Annotated in this window: 17 protein-coding genes; 7 read left to right on the forward strand and 10 right to left on the reverse strand. The window is 32.4% G+C overall.

Features of this window, described 5'->3' with window-relative positions; genetic code table 11:
* Positions 1 to 32 precede the first annotated feature (32 nt).
* The 3 genes from fadD to mqo form a co-directional block, all read right to left on the reverse strand.
* Complete coding sequence (gene fadD, locus LQ615_RS04485) at positions 33 to 1,556, reverse strand: long-chain-fatty-acid--CoA ligase FadD (RefSeq protein ID WP_103269203.1); 1,524 nt, start codon at positions 1,554 to 1,556, stop codon at positions 33 to 35.
* Between the two features lie 14 nt (positions 1,557 to 1,570).
* Positions 1,571 to 3,148 (reverse strand): fatty acid degradation protein FadX, encoded by a 1,578-nt coding sequence (fadX, locus tag LQ615_RS04490; RefSeq protein WP_239703749.1) that lies wholly within the window; start codon positions 3,146 to 3,148, stop codon positions 1,571 to 1,573.
* Between the two features lie 579 nt (positions 3,149 to 3,727).
* Complete coding sequence (gene mqo / locus LQ615_RS04495) at positions 3,728 to 5,212, reverse strand: malate dehydrogenase (quinone) (protein ID WP_239703748.1); 1,485 nt, start codon at positions 5,210 to 5,212, stop codon at positions 3,728 to 3,730.
* A gap of 435 nt (positions 5,213 to 5,647) precedes the next feature.
* Between mqo and LQ615_RS04500 the strand changes: the two genes are divergently transcribed.
* Both LQ615_RS04500 and LQ615_RS04505 read left to right on the forward strand, forming a co-directional pair.
* Complete coding sequence (locus LQ615_RS04500; protein ID WP_017000990.1) at positions 5,648 to 5,950, forward strand: hypothetical protein; 303 nt, start codon at positions 5,648 to 5,650, stop codon at positions 5,948 to 5,950.
* Positions 5,951 to 6,104: 154 nt separating this feature from the next.
* Complete coding sequence (locus LQ615_RS04505) at positions 6,105 to 7,925, forward strand: acyltransferase family protein (RefSeq protein ID WP_239703747.1); 1,821 nt, start codon at positions 6,105 to 6,107, stop codon at positions 7,923 to 7,925.
* 189 nt (positions 7,926 to 8,114) lie between these two features.
* On the opposite strand, the gene LQ615_RS04510 is transcribed toward LQ615_RS04505, so the two are convergent.
* The 3 genes from LQ615_RS04510 to LQ615_RS04520 all read right to left on the reverse strand — a co-directional run bounded on the left by LQ615_RS04510 (position 8,115) and on the right by LQ615_RS04520 (position 10,164).
* Positions 8,115 to 8,636, reverse strand: coding sequence for a VOC family protein (locus LQ615_RS04510; RefSeq protein ID WP_239703746.1), 522 nt, complete (start codon positions 8,634 to 8,636; stop codon positions 8,115 to 8,117).
* 231 nt (positions 8,637 to 8,867) lie between these two features.
* The gene (locus tag LQ615_RS04515; protein ID WP_103269199.1) at positions 8,868 to 9,863 is read right to left on the reverse strand and encodes an LLM class flavin-dependent oxidoreductase; all 996 of its coding nucleotides are present in this window, start codon (positions 9,861 to 9,863) and stop codon (positions 8,868 to 8,870) included.
* Positions 9,864 to 9,867: 4 nt separating this feature from the next.
* Positions 9,868 to 10,164, reverse strand: coding sequence for a DUF3219 family protein (locus LQ615_RS04520; RefSeq protein ID WP_239703745.1), 297 nt, complete (start codon positions 10,162 to 10,164; stop codon positions 9,868 to 9,870).
* A gap of 278 nt (positions 10,165 to 10,442) precedes the next feature.
* Between LQ615_RS04520 and LQ615_RS04525 the strand changes: the two genes are divergently transcribed.
* The gene (locus LQ615_RS04525; protein ID WP_239703744.1) at positions 10,443 to 12,392 is read left to right on the forward strand and encodes a PTS fructose transporter subunit IIABC; all 1,950 of its coding nucleotides are present in this window, start codon (positions 10,443 to 10,445) and stop codon (positions 12,390 to 12,392) included.
* 229 nt (positions 12,393 to 12,621) lie between these two features.
* On the opposite strand, the gene LQ615_RS04530 is transcribed toward LQ615_RS04525, so the two are convergent.
* The 3 genes from LQ615_RS04530 to LQ615_RS04540 all read right to left on the reverse strand — a co-directional run bounded on the left by LQ615_RS04530 (position 12,622) and on the right by LQ615_RS04540 (position 14,824).
* A complete protein-coding gene (locus LQ615_RS04530; protein ID WP_239703743.1) occupies positions 12,622 to 13,239 on the reverse strand; it encodes an FAD/NAD(P)-binding protein in 618 nt (205 codons plus the stop codon).
* Between the two features lie 156 nt (positions 13,240 to 13,395).
* Entirely contained in the window at positions 13,396 to 14,319 is a 924-nt protein-coding gene (locus tag LQ615_RS04535) for an AEC family transporter (RefSeq protein WP_239703742.1), read from the reverse strand.
* A 94-nt stretch (positions 14,320 to 14,413) separates the two neighbouring features.
* The gene (locus LQ615_RS04540; protein ID WP_239703741.1) at positions 14,414 to 14,824 is read right to left on the reverse strand and encodes a CPBP family glutamic-type intramembrane protease; all 411 of its coding nucleotides are present in this window, start codon (positions 14,822 to 14,824) and stop codon (positions 14,414 to 14,416) included.
* A gap of 523 nt (positions 14,825 to 15,347) precedes the next feature.
* On the opposite strand from LQ615_RS04540, the gene LQ615_RS04545 reads away from it, so the two are divergent.
* Positions 15,348 to 16,592 (forward strand): Glu/Leu/Phe/Val family dehydrogenase, encoded by a 1,245-nt coding sequence (locus LQ615_RS04545; RefSeq protein WP_016999719.1) that lies wholly within the window; start codon positions 15,348 to 15,350, stop codon positions 16,590 to 16,592.
* Positions 16,593 to 17,027: 435 nt separating this feature from the next.
* On the opposite strand, the gene LQ615_RS04550 is transcribed toward LQ615_RS04545, so the two are convergent.
* Positions 17,028 to 17,912 (reverse strand): osmoprotectant ABC transporter substrate-binding protein, encoded by an 885-nt coding sequence (locus LQ615_RS04550; protein WP_103269195.1) that lies wholly within the window; start codon positions 17,910 to 17,912, stop codon positions 17,028 to 17,030.
* Positions 17,913 to 18,141: 229 nt separating this feature from the next.
* Here LQ615_RS04550 and fni point away from each other — a divergent pair, with 229 nt between their 5' ends.
* The 3 genes from fni (at position 18,142) to mvk (ending at position 21,521) form a co-directional block, all read left to right on the forward strand.
* Positions 18,142 to 19,197 carry a type 2 isopentenyl-diphosphate Delta-isomerase gene (gene fni / locus LQ615_RS04555; protein ID WP_016999721.1) on the forward strand — a complete coding sequence of 352 codons (1,056 nt, stop codon included), beginning with the start codon at positions 18,142 to 18,144 and terminating at the stop codon, positions 19,195 to 19,197.
* Positions 19,198 to 19,508: 311 nt separating this feature from the next.
* The gene (locus LQ615_RS04560) at positions 19,509 to 20,483 is read left to right on the forward strand and encodes an SMP-30/gluconolactonase/LRE family protein (RefSeq protein ID WP_064204412.1); all 975 of its coding nucleotides are present in this window, start codon (positions 19,509 to 19,511) and stop codon (positions 20,481 to 20,483) included.
* 114 nt (positions 20,484 to 20,597) lie between these two features.
* Complete coding sequence (gene mvk, locus LQ615_RS04565) at positions 20,598 to 21,521, forward strand: mevalonate kinase (protein WP_218729543.1); 924 nt, start codon at positions 20,598 to 20,600, stop codon at positions 21,519 to 21,521.
* Positions 21,522 to 21,526 lie beyond the last annotated feature (5 nt).

Here is a 21,526-nt window from a genome sequence, read left to right on the forward strand (position 1 = left end):
GCTTACAATAAGATTTAAAAAAATATAATGCTTTATTCTAAGTCATTTTCTTTATTATTTTGTTTCGCTTTCTTATTCATCATTTTTTGAATTTCTAATTTATCGGGTTTTGAAGTAGATGTTAATGGCATTTTCGTAACTTTCAAATACATTTTCGGAACTTTATAGCCTGCTAAATGCTCCTTCATATGTTTATCTAATTTTTCTTCATAATCAGGATCATCTTCTGATAGTAACACAGCTGCAGATACGGATTCGCCAAATTTCTCACTCTCAAACCCTACGACTACACCTTGAGCTACTAGAGGATGAGATGCAAGGACTGCTTCAACTTCAGAAGGTAACACGTTTTCCCCGCCTGTAATAATCATTTCTTTTTTGCGGTCTACAATATAAATATCTCCATCTTCATCAACTCTCGCCAAATCTCCTGTTAAGAAATAACCATCTTTAAAGTTTTTCTCGGTCGCTTCAGGTTTATTCCAATAACCTGGCGTTACTTGTTTACCCTTAATTGCAAGCTCTCCGATTTCTCCTACTCCAACTTCTTCATAATCATCATTGTATATACGTACCTTAACGTACATGACAGGTTTGCCGATACTCATTGGTTTCTTCACTGCATTTGTAGGTGTATTAACTAATGCTAATGGTGCTTCCGTTAATCCATAACCATTAATTAAATTTAAACCCATGCTTTGGAATTTTTTCTGCACGCCTGGAAGCGGAGCAGACCCACCTTGAACAAGAAAGTCTATATTTTCAAAGCTTTTCATATCAAAGTTTGGTGCTACTAACATCGCATAATACATCGTCGGAATAAGTGTTAAATAATTAGGTTGATACTTCTTCATTAAATCATTTAACTGTTCACCTTCAAAGTAGCGATGCAGTACAATTGTGCCACCTGCCATCAATAATGGAATTGTTAAATCATTAAAACCAAATACATGGAACATTGGTAATGATACGATAGTAGAGAAATCAGCGTTTACTTTATAAGTTAAAATCGTATTTACAGCATTTGTTGTGAATGATTCATACGTAAACATAACACCTTTAGGTAATCCTGTTGTTCCACTCGTATACATTAATGATGCTAAATCATCTTGCCCCACATCTACTGATTCAAATGGTCGATGATTTTTCGGATCCACTATTTCATCATATTCTTTAGAATCTATATCTAAATGTAAATACTCATCTGCTATACCTTGTAAACTACTCAGATGCCTAGTGGAATAAAATATCATTTTAATATTTGAATCTTCTATCACACTTTCGATTTCATTTGGTTTTAGACGCCAATTCATCGGAAAGTATACTGCGCCTATTTTAAATGAAGCAAACAATAAATCTAAAATTGACACATCGTTTGGCGCAAAAATACCAACGACATCACCACGTTTAACCCCTTGTTCTTGTAGGTGATTCGCTAAGTTTTCTGCCCTTATATTCAATTCTTGGTAAGTCCATTCCGTGCCTTTTAACGGATCGATGACTGCTGGTTTCTCTTCATCAAATTGCGCTCTCGTTTTTATCCAATCGTAATTCATATTAAACGCCCCCCTTAATAGTTTGAACTATTATCTTGAATACTTCTTTGCAAGCCTCCCCAATTTTCTTGATAAATGTCTCGATTTATCATTTTAAGATCATCAGCGATAATCGGTTGAAATGCCAAGTTAGCGAGTACATCTTTTTCTAAATCTAAACCTGGCGCAATTTCAATCAATTTCAGACCATCATCAGTTAATTGGAATACAGCACGTTCAGTAACATAATAAACTTCTTGTCCTAATTTTCTAGAATATGCAGCATTGAAGTCTAAATTTTTAACTTGTTCTACAAATTTCTTTGTATGACCTTCTTGTTCAATGACCAACTCATTATTGCTACAAGTAGACTGACTTCCTACTACCATCGTCCCTGAAAATACAATTCTCTTAACTGTTTGGCTAATATCAACGAATCCCCCACAGCCATTCATTCTATCGCCATACATCGAGACATTAACATTTCCATGTTGGTCGATTTCAGCAAAGCTTAAATATGCTACATCCAGTCCACCGCTATATATAAAGTCCCAAGTCATTTCATGTCTCATTCTTGCATCTAAGTTATAGTTCATACCGAAGTATTTCCTACTTCCTACCATTCCACCAAAGTTACCAGTATCAACGTTTAACTGCACTAAGTCATGTGCTTCCTCTTCTACTAGCATATTTGATAGTTCATTGTTGATTCCAAAACCAATACTGACTACATCATCTCTTTGTAGAAATTGTGCAGCTCGACGGAGAATAACTTTACGTATATTAAACTCAATAAATGGTTCAAGCATTTTATTGATTCTGTATTCACCTGATAAAGCAGGGTCATAATATGCTTGTGGAAGTTGTCGATGATATTTCGGATTATCGTTCACAACTACATAGTCTACAAGTTCACCTGGTATAAATACTTCAGTCGGCTTGAAACTACCACTTTCCACAATTTCTTTAACTTGTACGATGACTTTCCCACCGTTACTATGAGCTGCTGCTGCAACGCCATAACCTTCACCTAAGTGTGCTTCATGATTCATAAAAATATTACCTTCACTATCTGCATATGTACCACGAAGAAGTGCAATATCGGTTTTAGGAAAATCATAATGTAAGTATTCTTCATGATTCACTTCTAGTAAACTAACGATATCTTTTTTAGTCACTTCATTCACTTTTCCACCTGAATATCTTGGATCTATGTTCGTATTAAGTCCTATCTTAGAAATCGTGCCAGGAAACAATTTTGAATCTCGTCTATAATGCGTCGCCATTAAACCTTGAGGCAACATGTAAGCTTCAATTTCATTGTTTTTTATCGCTTCAATCGTTTTAGGTGAACCAATAATAATACTTGCAATCAGTCGTTTAACCATCCCACGACTAACAAATGAATCTAAATCATAACCATCCCCACGGTAATCACTAATATCATTTGCCAACATAATAGTTAAATCATCAATTTGCCCAGTTTTCTCATGAGCCAAAGCAATATGTTTTAAAACATTAACCGGTAAATTAGCAACTGATAATGCAGCAATAGATATTACATCACCAGACTTTACAATATCTTTTAAATCATTGAACGAAATAATTTTCATTAGACTAACCCCCAACTATCTATGATGCAAACATTTCATAAAAGACCCCCTCAAATAAATGTAAGCCCTTACATTTATAAATATAACACATTGTAAATATAAAACAAAAGTAAAAAGGTATACGACAATATCTTTTCAATCATTAAATAATTGCTTATAACTAGAACTTAGTACCACATCACATACTGTAGTGATAATGCTTTTAGAAACAATTTTATTCCGCAGAAAAACGTAACTAAAATACAAAAATTAAATTATCAAAAATCACTTTTATATATGAATATAGTAATAAATTGATTTATAAAAAAATGAACTTATTAAGTTTTATATCAGAACGATTGATATTATAAGCATCATTTTTATAAATATTTAATAATATTCAGTATTTTTGTTTGATATATGAAGTAATTTTCTCGTATATTATCCTATTAATAGATTTTAAAAAATAAAGTTAAATTGATATGTTGCACGTGGTACCTCTCTTGCAACATGCGGGGACGTTAAAACTTCAATAAAAAAACAGCAATTCGTTTATAAGACGAATTGCTGTTTTTTATTTTCTTATGTTACTTTTACGCTTTATGATTCTAATTCAAGATCTTTGCTTGTAGCTTTTCTTGTTTTCTTCAATAAATCAGTATCTTCAATTAAAGATTCACCGTATGAAGGGATAATTTCTTTGATTTTTGGTTCCCATTTTTTGATATATTGTGGGAAGTTCTTTTCAAATACTTCTAAAGCTACTGATACTGATGTTGAAGCTCCTGGTGATTCACCTAATAAAGCAATGACAGTGTTATCTTTAGAGTTTACAACTTCAGTACCGAATTGGATAAAGCCTCTACCATGTTCTTCTGTATCTTTAATAACTTGAACACGTTTACCAGCAATGTGTAAATCCCAATCCTCATCTTTAGCATTAGGAACATAGCGGCGTAATTCTTTCATACGATCTTCTTTGTTCATAAGTACTTGCTGAATTGAGTATTTAACTAATGACATGTTTTTAACACCAGATGATAACATCGTTACCACGTTACTTGGATTAATAGATTTGAATAAATCTAAGTTAGAACCATTTTTCAAGAATTTTGGTCCAATTGCTGCGAATGGTCCAAATAAAAGACTTTCTTTACCTTGAATGTAACGTCTATCTAAGTGTGGAACTGTCATAGGTGGTGTGCCTGGTGGTTCTTTACCATACACTTTCGCATCATGTTCATTAACAATTTTCGGATTATTACAAACTAAGAATGCACCACTAATTGGGAAGCCTCCAAGATGTTTACTTTCAGGTATTTTAGTTTTTTGTAGTAATGGAATTGCATTACCACCTGCACCGATGAAGATATAATCAGCAACATGTGTTACAACTTCACCTGTTTCTAAATTACGTACTTCAACTTCCCATTTGCTGTCTTCACGTTGTTTGAAATTCACAACTTCTTGACGGAATTGTACTTCTGCATTGTCATGCTTTTCGATGTTTTTAACTAATTTACGTGTTAATTCACCGAAGTTTACATCTGTACCTTCATCAATTTTACTAGCAGCTAGAGGTTCGTTAGAATTACGACCTTCCATGATTAATGGCATCCATTCAGCTAATTTTTCATGATCTTCTGAGTAATCTAACCCTTCAAACATCGGTAATGATTTTAAAGCTTCATAACGACGTTTTAAGAAATCAACATTGCGCATACCCATAACAAAACTGATATGAGGTAATGGACGGATGAATTCTTTAGGATTCTCTATCGCTTTGCTTTTAACTAAATGAGACCAAAATTGTTTAGAAATCTCGAATTGTTCGTTAATTTCTTTAGCTTTCTCTACATCGATAGAGCCATCTTCTTGTTCTACTGTATAGTTCAATTCACATAACGCTGCGTGACCTGTACCAGCATTATTCTTTTCATTTGAACTTTCAATAGCCGGTTGGTCTAAACGTTCAAAGATTTTAAGGTTCCAATCCGGTTCTATGTCTTTTAAGAAAGAAGCAAAAGTTGTACTTAGAATACCAGCGCCAATTAATATGATGTCTTTTGGTTGTGTATTATCCATTCATAATCACCTTTCTAAATTATAATCAATTATATTCTAAAATTTTTATTTGAATATAACGATAAAAAGCTTAAATAAATTATTGATTTACATAAGAAATGTATAAATAAAGCGCTTTATAAGCTAATATTAAAACAATAGTAAGGAAAAGTAAATTACAACATTTTTAATGATAGTAATATTTCCCTAACATTTTTGGGATATTATGGTTTTGAAGAAATCTATACATTATATGTTCCCTGTATATCGAAAAAATAACGTTTTTTATTATTTTGAGCAAAGGTATTGTGTTTTCTTCTGTGTAATAATACACTAGAATTACTAATAGTATTGAGCAGGTGATTATTTCTAAAGCACATTATGATTATTTTTCTTCCTCTTGTTTTAACGATATGAATTTTGTACGGATTTCGATCATTTCAAGGAGGTTTTATTATGGTTATTAAAGGTAAAAATTTAATTAAAGTGAATCGCCAAAATGAACAAAGATCATCCGGAATTTCAGTCATGATTGAAGAAGGTGGCTTAGGTGCTGATAATTACTACCAAATTATTAAATCTAACCCTGGTCATGAGGAATCAGAAGAAAACATTTTTCAATTTGAAGATGAAGTAAGTAATAAAAGTAATACAGCACTTATTGATTTGCTTATTTTAAATGCTCAAGAACACAACGCGGAAAATTATAAGGAAGCATTAAACATTATTAAATCTGAACTTCTTAAACGTATGGACTAAATTATTCTAATTAAGTTCAAACCACCTAGCAATTGCTAGGTGGTTTTTTTATTATAAATACGTAGCCTTTTATTTCCTTTCAATGTATAAATATGGTAAAAAAAGATATAATTTTGTCTATTAAGGTTATTTTATATATTAAGGAGATTCGGAAATGATTTCTAAGAATCCAAAGACAGCTATGTCATTAAACACTAGGTATTTGCCTGGTTTGGACGGGTTACGAGCCATTGCTGTTATCGCTATAATTATTTATCATTTAAACCCTAAATGGTTGTCTGGTGGTTTTATCGGCGTTGATACTTTCTTCGTCATTTCTGGTTATTTAATTACAAGTTTATTGTTAAATGAATTTCAGCAAAATGGACATATTAATTTATTACATTTTTGGGAAAAGAGAATTAAAAGATTATTACCTGCAGTATTGTTTCTCATTGCTAGTGTCTGTATTTATACATTATTATTTGAACCATCTATTATAAAAGATGTGAGACACGATGCTATAGCAGCAATATTTTATGTTTCGAATTGGTGGTATATTTTTCATCATGTAAGTTACTTTGATAGTTTCAAATTAATGCCTTTAAAACATTTATGGAGTTTAGCTATAGAAGAACAATTTTATATCATATGGCCAATTTTCCTTTCGTTGTTTTTTAAAAAGGGCGTGTTTAATAAGAAGGCAGTCTTATGGACTTTTATTGTTTCTATTATATCAGTATTAATCATGATATTTTTAGCACAGCCTAATGCAGATAACTCTCGTGTATACTTCGGTACTGATACTAGATTACAAACATTATTACTTGGAGTGTTGTTAGCTTATATTTGGCCGCCATTTAGATTAAAGCGTCATGTCGCTATTCCATTAAAGTTAAGTATAGAATTCATTGGTTTAGTATCTTTATTTATTTTACTTTTCTTCATGTTCACAGTATCTTCAAGTGATAATTGGTTTTATTTTGGCGGTATTTATATAATATCTTTATTAACTTTACCAGCTATAGCAAGCAGTGTTCACCCAAGTACATTGTTATCTAAAGCATTAGGTAATCCATTATTCTTATGGATTGGACAAAGATCTTACAGCTTATACTTATGGCATTATCCAGTTATAGTTTTTATAAATCGTCACTTTGTGCAAGGGCAAATTCCTATATACATAATAATAATAGAAATTTGTTTAACGATTTTATTTGCTGAATTTTCATATCGTTATGTGGAGATTCCATTTAGAAAATATGGGTTTAAATATTTAGTAATACCTAAAGGGCACCTCAAGTTTATATTTATGCGTATTACTATAATCATTTTATTAATCGGCGTAACATCTTTAACATTATTTGGACATTTTGATTACTTACATCAAAATAAAACGAAAGAAAATTTAACTTCTTTTCAAACTTCAGGTAAAGAAACCGATGATAAAAGTATCATCAAACCTGTTCCACCAATTTCAGTAAACAAAGAACTAACTGATCACAAAAATACGGAATCTAATAAAGACGAGCCAGTACCATTATTTATAGGAGACTCTGTAATGGTCGATATCGGTAAACAACTTCATCAAAATTATCCTTCTTCCATAATAGATGGCAAAGTTGGTAGAAATTTAAATGACGCCATCCCATTGGTTAAAGACAAATACAGTAAATACACGACATCAAAACATAAAGTCGTAATTGAACTTGGTACAAATGGAGATTTTACATATGAAAAATTAAAAGAATTGGTTAATAAATTCGGAAAATCACAAGTCTATTTAGTAAACACACATGTACCAAGAGATTGGGAAGACGATGTAAACAAAAAATTATACAAGCTTGCAAGTCAAAAAAATAATGTTCATCTAATAGATTGGCACAGCAAAGCTAAAGGACATTCTGACTACTTTGCATACGATGGTGTTCATCTTGAATATAAAGGCGTGAGGGCTCTCGTAGAAGAAATAGATAATCACCTCAATGATAAATAGATATAATTATAAAAAAATGAGTCTGGGACATAAATAATTGTCCCAGACTCTCTTTTTGTATTGGCAGTAGCTGACTGGTATGAAAATGCGCTTATAACAAGCTTTTTTCATACCTAGTCATCCTTGCCAGGGTGGGACTACGAAATCTTTTTAATAAAATGAGATTTCTGTCCCACTCCCATTTTTTAATTATTTCTTTGGGATAAATACTTCCGCTTCACTGTCAGAAGGATAATAAAACCCTTCTGGTACTGTTTGTAACTCTATCAAACTGCCCCATGGCGCTTTAACATAAACCGTTTTATTACCTGCAGTGTCTTCGTATTTTGTATTGTCATGTGGTTGTGAAATGGGTTCTCCACCTGCTTTTTGAATTTGTTCAAAAGCTTTTTCAAAATCATCTACGTAAAATGAAATATGCGTAAAACCAATATCTTGCAACGAAGCTGGTTTTGCTTGTTTAGCATCTTGAAATTCAAACATTTCTATATTCGGACCATTGCCAAATACCATCATTCTTTTTTTTATAATTTTTGCCCCTTCTTCTAACCCAAGAATATGTTCTACATGTTCTCCATCACGGGGGCTTTCATCTTTCTTCTGACTATCATAAGCAATTTTACCGTCTAGTCCTTCTTTAAAGAATTTTGTAGCATCTTCAATATTCGGGACCGTTAAACCTATATGATTTATACCTCTCGATATACCCAAAATGTATCACTCCTTATGAATTCATTCCTATTTATCATAACAATAAATATTATTTAATTAAAATAAAGTATTATAAATCTTTGTTGCGTTCTTTTTTCTTTTTAGACCGTATTGTTTCTTCTATGATTGAGCCAACAACAAGCCCTACTGAGATGATTATTTTACCTATTAAAAGTAACATGCTCATCACCATCCTATTTTGATATTCATATAGCAAAATAATGAATACCTTTATAATAATACCTCTGCTATTAAACAATAAGAATTAAATTTATCATCTGGAGAATACGTTACCGTGTTTATCATAATTTCATCACACTCATATTCTTTTTCAAGTGCTTTTAATTGAGTCTTCACTGTTTTTTGGTCACCGATAATCATTTGTCGTTTCATATTTTCGATTTTTTCTTTCTCTTTATCAGTGAGTTTATATTGCTTAGCCGCTTCAATTGAAGGTACTCCATTTTCATCTTCTAACTTTTCTTTTTGAATAGACCAAATTAAACTGCTTAATGCTATTTCCTCCGCCTTTTTATTCGTTTCAGCACAAACAACTGATACTGTAAGAATGACTTCTGGTTCTTGGTTCTCATATCTTTTCACGAAATTGTCCTTATACGTTTGAATAATTTCAGTGCCTTTATTGTCACTCATAAAATAACCAAAAGTATATGGCAATCCATTTTTAGCAGCAAGTTTCGCACTCTTTTCACTTGTGCCTAATAACCATGGTGTTGCAGACTTTTCTGGCTTAGGTAACGCTGATAAAGATTTAAACTCATGTCCATCTGGAAAACTACCATCTAAAAAATTCAACAGTTCTTCTAACAATTCAGGTAAAGCAAAGACTTTCTGCAAATAATTTGTAGACAAAGCATTAGTCGCTTCTGCTGAACCACCTGGTGCTCTACCGATACCTAAATCTATGCGATTAGGAAATAAAGTAGCTAAAGTATTGAATATTTCTGCCACTTTATAAGGTCTGTAGTGTGGCAGTAAAATAGCACCCGCTCCAATTCGAATCGTTTCAGTATGTCCACCAATATAACCTAACAACACTTCTGGAGTTGAACTTGCAAGATGTTGTAAATCGTGATGTTCCGTTAACCAATATCTCGTATAACCAAGTGACTCACCTATCTGAGCTAACTTCAAAGAATGATTTAAAGCTTCACGTGACGTTTGATTTGATGAAACTGGCGATTGATCCAATATGCTTAACCTCATAAACTCAGTCCTTTACTTCTTCTGGTACTTCAGTTAACACTAATCTATATTGCGCAACTTCTCCTTCTTTATACAAGTTTGTAAGTGAAGTTGAATAGTTATAAATCTTACCTCTAAACGAAATATCCTTTTCAGGAATACGAATATCGAACACTTCTTTATATAATAAAACGGCTATATCATGATATTCCTCACTCGTTACGTCAAATTCAATTAAAACCGTATAAGCACCGTTATCTTTCGAATCGTCAAAATGCGTTACTGAAATTAAAGTATCATCTATATATATTTCTTTAACCACATTATCTCTCCTTTTGTTGCCGCTTGACTATGTGCATTTTGTTAATTAGTTTGCACATTACTTCTATATACTCAGTATAATATTTATATACCCTTATTACTTATATTTTGTTTATGGTGAATGAATGACACTACTTTTTATATTTTCAAAATTCACAAATATAAATTTATATATTTATTAACTTAGCTTGTTAAATAGAAAATTAATGATTAAAATTATATTGAATATGAAATATTTAAACATATTTAATTTAAAAGGAAACAAAGGGATGTGTAAATATGAAGATATTGGCTATAACATCTTGTCCTAACGGGATAGCGCATACTTATATGGCTCAAGAAAAATTAGAGCAAGCTGCTAAGGACATGGGTGTAGACATTAAAGTCGAGACGCAAGGTGGTGTCGGCGCTGAGAATGTCCTTACAGCGAAGGAGATTAAAGAAGCTGACGGTATTATTATTGCTGCTGATAGACAGGTTGATTTATCAAGGTTTGATGGTAAATTATTAATCAACGAAAATGTTAGAGAAGGCATTCATAATCCACAAGGTCTCATTCAACGTATTATTGATAAAGATGCACATGTACATCATGTAAATCGTGATGAAAATGAAGAATATGACGAAGACGACAACAATAAAAGTGGTCTTCAAATGGTCTATCAACATTTAATGAATGGTGTTTCCTTCATGGTTCCATTTATTGTTGTTGGGGGTCTTCTTATCGCTATATCTTTAACTATCGGTGGTGAAACGACTCCAGGTGGTTTAAAAATCCCTGACGGTTCATTTTGGAAATCAGTTGAAGATATAGGTACTTTATCATTTAGTTTCATGGTCCCTATTCTTGCTGGTTATATCGCCTATAGTATTGCTGATAAACCTGGTTTAGTCCCTGGTATGATTGGTGGGGCTATTGCAGCTGACGGTAGTTTTTATGGAAGTGAAGCTGGTGCTGGTTTTATAGGTGGTATTATTGCTGGTTTCATCGCTGGTTATATAGCAAAATGGATTAAAAACATCAAAGTTCCTAAAGCGATGGCACCAATTATGCCTATCATTATTATTCCAATTATTTCATCCTTTATTGTTGGGCTCATATTTATATTCTTAATAGGCGCACCTATTGCGAGTATATTTGAAGGATTAACTTCTTGGTTGAAAGGCATGCAAGGCGCAAATATTGTTCTACTAGCCCTCATTATAGGTGCTATGATTGCATTTGATATGGGTGGTCCAGTAAACAAAGTAGCATTCTTATTTGGTTCAGCGCTGATTGCTGAAGGTAACTATGCTGTTATGGGTATGGTTGCTGTTGCGGTATGTACTCCACCTATTGGTTTAGGTTTAGCAACATTTGTAAACAGACGTAAATTTAACAAAAGTGAAATCGAAATGGGTAAAGCTTCATTTACAATGGGATTATTCGGTATTACAGAAGGCGCAATACCATTTGCTGCTCAAGACCCGTTACGTATTATCCCTTCAAATATGATTGGTGCAATGGTAGCTGCTGCTATCGCCGCAATTGGGGGCGTTGGTGATAAAGTGGCTCATGGTGGACCAATCGTTGCAGTGCTTGGTGGAATCGAACAAATATTATGGTTCTTTATAGCAGTTATTGTAGGTAGTCTTGTAACTATGACCGCTGCTTTAATGTTGAAAAAACCTGATAATTTAGCTACAGAAACAGCTGGTGTTGCCGACACAAGTGGCAGTACAAATGAATTTAGTCAAGAACAAAACACGACTCATACGAATGAATCGACTGAAGATAGTAATGATGAAATGAACGTGTTTGATAAAAATATTATTTCTTTATCTGATGAATCAATGACGAGAGATCAAGTAATAGAAAACTTAATAACTCAATTAAAATCTCACGACTACATTGATGATGAACAAAGTTTACTTTCAGCAGTATTAGAAAGAGAATCACAATCTACAACAGCAATAGGTATGAACGTAGCCATTCCACATGGTAAATCATCAGCAGTAAAACAACCTGTTGTAGCTGTATTAAATAACAAGCATGGTGTAGATTGGGAAAGTTTAGATGGCACATTACCAAAATTAGTCTTCTTAATTGCTGTTCCAAGCGATAGTGATGATACACACTTAAAATTATTACAACGTTTATCACGTGCTTTAATGAATGATGACATCCGTAATAGTTTAATAGAAGCAAAAGATAATCAAGAAATTTATAATATATTACAAGAAATATAAAAATAAAGGATTAAGGCAGAAAATTAATTTTCCTATACAGATATCTTAGTCCTACCCCGGCAATCATGCCAGCTACTGCCAATATAATAAAAGAGCCTGAGACATTGATTATGTCCCAGGCTCTTATTATATATATAAGGAAATTAGTCGGTTTTAACGGGCTATAGTTCGTAAACAAGCACTTTAGCGCTGTAATGGTAATGATAATTTAATACATATACTTTTGATTTTATAAGTATGTACATTTTAATATCGACATATAAATCAATTTTAAGGTTAAATGAGCAGCTGAAATACCACTACCTATAACATGAGACGTTGATTTGTATTGAATATCTGTTTCTTCAAATATGTGTTGTATATCTTCTTGTCCTTTATACATACTAGGTATTTTAGGCTGATGATTACATCCTGATGCTATAACAACTACATCTGAATTTATTGCTTCACCGCTCTCTAGTCTAATTAACCAAGTTTCTTCAGTTTTCTTTATATCGACTGCTGAATCTTTAATATGACATTCAGTTAAATTGTAATGTTCTATTAGCTCATAAATATGATGCATGAACATTTCACGTTGTGGCCTTTTATATTGACCGTATACGCCTCCTGCATAATCATGCTTCTTATAATATTGTTTTAAATGAAAAGGATTTGGATGAACATGATGTACAATCGGAGATCTTAAGAACGGCATACTGATATCATTTGTACGTTTATCAAATTGATGACAAAAGACATCGTGAGGATCTATAATTTTTAAATCTTTGTTATTTAAACCTAAAGTCTTCAATTTAAGTGCAATTGTTATCGCATGTATACCTCCGCCAACAATGGTCCATTTCATATTATCACCTTTATCCCTTTTATAATTACCTTTAAATCGTAACGATTATGATTTATATAATACCTTATTATATAAGCAATTTGCAAATGATTTTCAGAATAACGAAAAAGTCCGAGACTATTCTTTATGTCTCGGACTCATCTTCAATATTCTATTTTAAAAAATCATTTGTGATAAATATATAACGATTACAACAGTGATAGCACTGAATAACGTTGATAAGAAGACCAATTCTGCAGCGAGTTCAGGATAATTATCATATTCTTGTGCGATAACTGAACTGTTAACTGAAGTCGGCATTGCAGAGGCGATAAATAGCGTTTGACCTACAACACCATCGATTCCCATAACTTTAATAATGGCTAAAGCAATTAAAGGTCCTATAATAAGTCTAATAAAGATATAAATATAAGAAGATGTCCACTTAAAACTAAATTTAATATTAGCAATTTGAGCACCTAATAATATAAGTGCAATTGCAATCATTGCACCTGAAAGATAACTCACAGTAGTCCAAATAAAATCTGGAACAGCAACATCGTTATAATTTAAAATAACTGCTAAAACTAACGCGTAAATGATAGGCATTTTAAAATAATTTAACAATGCTTTTAGTTTACCAATTTGAACAGATTGAATCGCAAACACACCATATGTAAATGTAAAAATATTTTGCATCGTTAAGACAATAACTTGTGCAGACATCGCGACCGGATCACTTTTAAAGACTAAATCATTAACAGGTGCCCCATAATTCCCAGAGTTGAAAAAGAGAACACTATTATTAAGCGTTGTCGCTTTAGCTTTATCGAGATTTTGAACTTTAGAAATGGAATACGCAGCCACATATAATAAGGCTACATATATAATGAAGAAAACCATAACGTAAAAAAGCATGTCTAGTGCCAAACTTGTTTTATAAAATTTAACAAAAATAAATCCTGGAACAAATACATTTATATTTAATTTAGCTAATGTACTTAAATCCAATTTAAATCGTTTCTGTAAAACATACCCCAATGAAATCATAATAAAAATAGGCAATAAGACACTCTTTAAAATAAAAATCATTTCAGCCATCCGAACACCCCTTTAAAACACATTAAATCCATAATATCATTCTTAATTAGTATAATGTAAACTTATTAAAAGAAATTTCATTTTAAAAGTATATTTACTCAAATGAAAATAAATATAAAGTTTGCATTGTCATATGTGTAAAAACGTGTGCGAGCATGGCACTTTCTAAATAGTATTTATAATAAAGAAAACCATAAACTGTTCCTGCAAATGTATTAAGAGTAATAACTTTAACAATGATTATAAAATAATGTTCATCTATTCCTACTAATTCTGAAGGAAGATGACCTAAAGAAAATATCACTGCTGATAATATGATACTTATTATATAAATGAAAGTTGTTTTTCTTTTAAAAATCTTAATTAACATAAATGTTATAAACGTCATTAACCTGAATCTCGTGATAAGTTCTTCTATTATACCTCCGTAAGATATCCCGCCAAGTAAATTAATAAAAGAAGCTTTTTCTACAATCATATCTTCTGGGCCACTATTAAAAACCAAATTCCCCATACCTAAAAAAAGGCCAACTAACTAACAAACTTAAAATAATAATTGAAACATAGACTAGCAATGGTTTTAGATTGATTTTCATTTATAACACTCCTTGTCGAAATTTAAGACAAGTATAATTTATGACGTTACGTCATAAGCAATAGTTTTTTTAAATCACAAATAAAAAAGAGACGCCTGCTTATACACTAGATAGTTATTATACTCATTATATTAATAACAGCTAATTCATATTATAACACCACTTTCCATTAAATACCAATCAAAACATATCCATACTTTTCCGATACTAATAATGAAGAAATATTATAATAAAGTTACTTATATTTCATTTGTAAGATGAGTCTTTTTTCATAATCTAATTCGCTTTTTTATTAAATTTCCAATATACTATTTATTAAATAACTTTTTAGAGTTTTTTGTAAATTCAGTTAATTATATTGAATTATTTTTTTATTCGTATTATTATTTACTTTAGCATGTTTTTTCTAGACAGAGAATAGGAGAGTCAACTATGAATGAAAATAGTAATTTAGTAACTTCTACACAGAGTATTGTAAAAGAGGCATTACATAAATTAGGTTACGATGATGGCCTTTATGAATTAATCAAAGAGCCAATGAGATTCTTTAAAGTTCGTATACCAGTTAGAATGGACGACGGTTCAGTAAAAACTTTTACAGGCTATCGTTCTCAACATAATGATTCAGTTGGACCTACAAAAGGCGGTATTCGTTTCCATCCAGATGTCGATGAAAATGAAGTTAAAGCTTTATCTATGTGGATGACATTAAAATGTGGCATTGTTAATTTACCGTACGGTGGTGGTAAAGGTGCCATCCAATGTGACCCTCATGATATGAGTAAGACTGAGGTGGAACGTTTATCACGCGGTTATGTTAGAGCAATTTCTCAAATCGTCGGACCTACAAAAGACATCCCTGCACCTGATGTGTATACAGATGCACAAACTATGTCTTGGATGATGGATGAGTATAGTTTAATGAATAAAGTAAACGCGCCAAACTTTATTACAGGTAAACCACTTAGTTTAGGTGGTTCATTAGGACGTGAACAAGCAACTGCTTTAGGTGCAGTCATCACTATTGAAGAAGCGGCCAAACGTAAGAATATTAATATAGAAGATTCACGTGTTGTTATTCAAGGTTTTGGTAACGCAGGTAGCTTTATTGCTAAAATTCTTCACGATAAAGGCGCTAAAATTGTATGTATATCTGAAAGTCGTGGTGCTTTATACAATCCAGATGGCTTAGATATTGATCATTTACTAGAACTTAGAAAAGAACACGGTCGTATTACACCACTGTTCGATGACCTTATTACAAACGAAGAACTTTTCGAAATTGATTGTGATATTTTAGTACCAGCTGCTTTAGCAAACCAAATCACAGCAGACAACGCACCAAAAATTAAAGCTAAGATTGTAGCAGAAGCTGCTAATGGACCTACTACACAAGAAGCAACGCGCATCTTAACAGAAAAGGATGTTTTATTAATCCCTGACGTTTTAGCAAGTGCTGGTGGTGTTACTGTTTCTTACTTTGAGTGGGTACAGAACAATGATGGATTATATTGGTCTGAAGAAGAAGTCAATCGACTATTAAGAGAGAAACTAGTAGAAGCGTTTGATAAAGTATACGAAATTTCACAAAATAGAAACTTAGATATGCGTTTATCAGCTTATGTTGTTGGTGTTAGAAGAACAGCAGAAGCAACACGTTTCAGAGGTTGGGCGTAAGATAAACAGTTGATACAACTAGGCTTAATATATTTTTAAATGAACTATTAAACCCCTCACTATAGCTTATAGTGAGGGGTTTTTATTGGATCTTCTAAGACAATAATACAAGTACACACACCCTTATTGGATTTTCTATGACATTAATCCAAGTAAACACACTTTTATTGGATTTACTACGACAATAATCCAATTAACCACACTCTTATTGGATTAACTACAACAATAATACAAATACATACACCCTTATTGGATTTTCTATGACATTAATCCAAGTACATACCTTCTTATTGGATTTTCTATCTCGTTAATCCAAACACATCCCTCTTATTTCTTTCTCTCTAATTCAATAATAAAGCTGAAACACTAATAAATGTCTCAGCTTATTATCATTAATTTAATTTCTTATTCGCTTCGTCATCTACCGTTTTGTTACTACTCAAAATAATTATGCTTCTTTAAGAACTTTTCCGCTATAACAGCTGGTTCTTCTTTTTTACCATCTGCTCGGTAATTCAGTTTTTGCATTTTTTCAGTAGATACTTTGCCAATTAATTTTTCTATAGACTTTTTAGCTTTTGGATTCTTCTTCAAATACTCATTTGTTGCTAAAGGACTTGCATCATATGGTGGGAAGAAATGACGATCATCTTCTAATGTCACTAAATCATATGCTGCAATTCTTCCATCTGTCGTATAACCAAGTGCTGCATCGATGCTTTTATTCTTCAATGCATCATATACGAGTCCAATCTGCATTGTGCGTATATTTTTAAATTCAAATCCGTAAGCTTTTGCGAATGCTGGATAACCATCACCTTCACGTTTAATCCATGTAGCATCACTTGCTACTCTCAATTCATCTTTATGTTTCTCTAAATCTGATACTTTTTTCAAGTTGTATTTTTCTGCTGTTTCTTTCGTCACAGTAAAAGCAAAAGTATTTTCAAATCCGTAAGAGTCGAAAAATGTTTGATTAAATTTATTTTGAAAACCAGCTTTAACCGCTTTTTCTGCTTTTTTAGTATCTGTAATAGGATCAGAATCTAATGCACCGACTAAATCTGTACCCGTATATCTTGTAGCAGAAATTTGAGCGTCATCATTCATGATTGCATTATGCTCAATAACAGCAGACCCGAGGTTATTTACAATAACAGGTTTAACTTCCCCATCAGTATCATGCTCAATTTGCAGTCGAATCATATGTGCCATAATTTGAGACTCACTTGTCGCAAGTGCTGTAATTTTCACAGTTTGAGGTGAAGCACCACCTATACCAGGCAATGTACAACCGCTTAATAATAGTGTACAAATCATAATTAAAGTAAATTTTCTTAGTTTAATAACTTTTCTCCTCCATAAGTTTTATATTTATATAATATTATATTATCACAAATAATTAATTTTGTTTTATAGCCTACATAGTGGACCGGTTAAAGACTGCCCATTATTATATTGTTTAGTTTATATTCAATATGACAACTGATATAATATGAATGAGATAAAAATAAAACATTTAACATATAGATGCATGGAGGATAAATGAATGGACGACTCATTAAGAAGCATTAGAAAGAATGAACATATACAATTAGCTTTAGATACTTATCAAGCAACGGGAACTGATTTTGATAAGGTTCAGCTAATTCATCAATCCATTCCTTCAATTAACAAAAATCAAATAGATTTATCTGTTAAGCTCTCTCATTTTACTTTTAAACATCCTGTTTATATAAATGCGATGACTGGCGGTAGCGAGCGTGCTGCACTCATCAACAAACAACTCGCTCAAATTGCGAAGGCTTGTCAAATTCCTATGGCTGTTGGTTCTACTCATTCAGCGTTGAAAGACCCAAATGCCGAATATAGCTTTACAGTTGTAAGAGAAGAAAATCCAGACGGTATTATTTTTAGTAACGTTGGTGCCGATATTGGCTATAAAAATGCGCAAAAGTCTATCGACCTCTTACAAGCTGATGCATTACAAATTCATGTTAATGCACCTCAAGAGCTTATTATGCCTGAAGGTGATACTGAATTTGAACACTGGTTAACAAATATAAAAGAGATTAAAGAACATATAAGCGTACCCGTTATCATTAAAGAGGTTGGTTTTGGTATGAGCGCTGAAACTATTCAAAAAGTTAAAAATATCGGTATCCAATATGTTGATGTGAGTGGTAGAGGTGGAACAAACTTTGCAGATATCGAGAATCAAAGACGTCCTTTAAAAGACATGGCATTTTTAAATATGTGGGGGCAAAGTACCGTACAAAGTCTAATAGAAGCAAAATTATTGGCGACAGACATTCATGTATTAGCTAGCGGTGGCGTTAAAAATCCTCTCGATGCTATAAAGTGTTTAGTATTAGGAGCAGAAGCGGTCGGATTATCAGGCTACGTCCTTAAACAACTAGATGAATTTGGATTAGAACATACAATTGATAACATGAAGCAATTTATAGAACAAATGTATATCATTGCGAATTTACTAAATGCCTCGAAAATATCTGATTTAAAAGCAATAGACTACGTATTTTCTCCAGATTTACAAAGTTACGTTGATCAACGTACAAAGTCCATTAATGATAAGTTAAAATAAACATATCAGGGACATAATTATGAGTTGTTCCTTTGTTATATAAACCAAACTATGAAGTACACTCCTAAAGTTCGACATCAAATAACTTTAGGAGTTTTTTCTTATATATATAAACATTTATCTTTAAATTTTGTTTTCTAAACCTTTATATATTACCTATGTATACATATTGTTTATAAGTAATATTTCAACATATTTTTTAATTTTTAATATATGATATTAAGTGATAATATAAAAGGCATATATAGAAGATATCTTTTATTATTTACATAGATTTAAATGAATAATATAACGATAAAGGAGAATGTGTTATGACTCATAAAGAAATTCCAACTCTTTACTATACAGAAGCTTCTAAAAGTGCAGTACCACTCCTTTCAGGTGAACAAAATTTACAAACAGTTACAGCTGAACCATGGTTAAAAATTTCAGACGAAGGACTTCAACTTGAAGGTTTATGTTTCGACAGAGACCATAATTTATTTTTGTGTGAAGTTTTTGGTGGAAAAATATTTCGCGTTGATTTACCCGAGAAGAAAGTAAATACAGTCTTTCAATCTGAAAAAACAAACCCTGCTGCTGTAAAAATTCATAAAGATGGTCGTTTATATTTATGTTATTTAGGGAATTTTAAAGATTCCGGCGGCATTATTTCAGTTGACTCTGATGGCAAAAACCCTCAAAGTATAGTTTCAGATATAGACACTGAATATTGTGTAGATGATTTAGTATTTGATAGTAAAGGTGGATTTTACTTCACTGATTTTAGAGGTTATTCAACAAATCCTCTGGGTGGCGTATATTATGTATCGCCCGATCATCAATCAATCACACCAATCATTCAAAATATTTCTGTCGCTAATGGCATAGCTTTAAGTACAGATGAACGTGTACTATGGGTTACTGAAACGAATGCCAATAGATTACATCGCATTTCATTAGAAGAAGATGGTGTAACAATTGAGCCATTTGGTGCTTCTATACCTTATCACTTTACGGGTCACGAAGGTCCGGACTCATGCTGTATTGATAGTGACGACAATCTTTACGTAGCAATGTACGGTCAAGGTAGAGTGCTTGTATTTAATAAGCGAGGCTATCCAATTGGACAAATTTTAATGCCCGGACGTGACGAAGGTCACATGTTAAGGTCTACCCACCCTGCCTTTATTCCTGGTACAAACCAATTAATCATTTGTGCTAATGATATTGAAAGTGGCGGAGATTCTTGGTTGTTTACAGCAAAAGGATTTGCAAAAGGTCATAATAGTTACCAATTTCATTAATGAATAAATGGAAATTTTAAGGTAAGGTCTTTGAATATATTTGACAGTAGTTTTATAATGGTAAAGTGTTATTAAAAATGAAAAAAATATGAAAGTGCTAAAGGTGATTGAAGTATGACACAAACAGGATACGGGGAAGCAAATGGGAAAGTTATTTTAATAGGAGAACACGCTGTAACATTTGGACAACCTGCAATTGCTATTCCCTTTAAATCTGGTGTAGTTAAAGCAACGATAACATCATTGAAAGAAAATGAACCTTCTTTTATTAATAGTGATGTATACGAAGGGTTTCTAGATGAAGCACCTGAACATATTAAATTAGTTGTAACCCGTTTCATTAATAAATATGAAATACCCCAACCTATTAATGTTACATTTGAAACAAACTTACCGCCGTCGAGAGGTCTAGGTTCTAGTGCAGCGATGGCAATAGCTTTTATAAGAGCAAGTTATAATTATTTAAACAAGCCTCTTTCTGATGAAAAACTCATTGAAGAAGCAAATTGGGCAGAAAAAATTGCACATGGTAAACCTAGTGGTATAGACACACAAACCATTGTTTCGAATAAGCCCGTATGGTTCCAACAAGGTGAAGTAACGACTTTAAAACCTTTAGCTATAGAAGGATATATGGTTGTAATTGATACTGGTGTAAGAGGTTCTACTAAAAAGGCAGTAGAAGATGTTCACCGTTTATGTGATAATAGTCAAGAATATATGCAATATGTAGAACATATTGGCGTGCTTGTGCACGAAGCGAATCAAGCAATCAACAATAATGACTTCAATCAATTAGCGCATATTTTTAAGCTTTCTCAAGAAAACTTACGCAAACTTACTGTTAGTCATGATCAAATAGAAGCACTTCTTGAATTAAGTCAAAATCAAGGTGCTATTGCTGGGAAATTAACTGGCGGTGGTCGTGGAGGCAGTATGATTGTATTAGCTCAAGATCTTGGAACTGCTGAAAAAATATCAGCCAGTGCTCTTGAATTTGGTGCACACCATACTTGGATTGAATATTTAGGAGGTTAATCAGA

The sequence above is a fragment of the Mammaliicoccus sp. C-M13 genome (assembly GCF_022386845.1).
Lineage (GTDB): Bacteria > Bacillota > Bacilli > Staphylococcales > Staphylococcaceae > Mammaliicoccus > Mammaliicoccus lentus.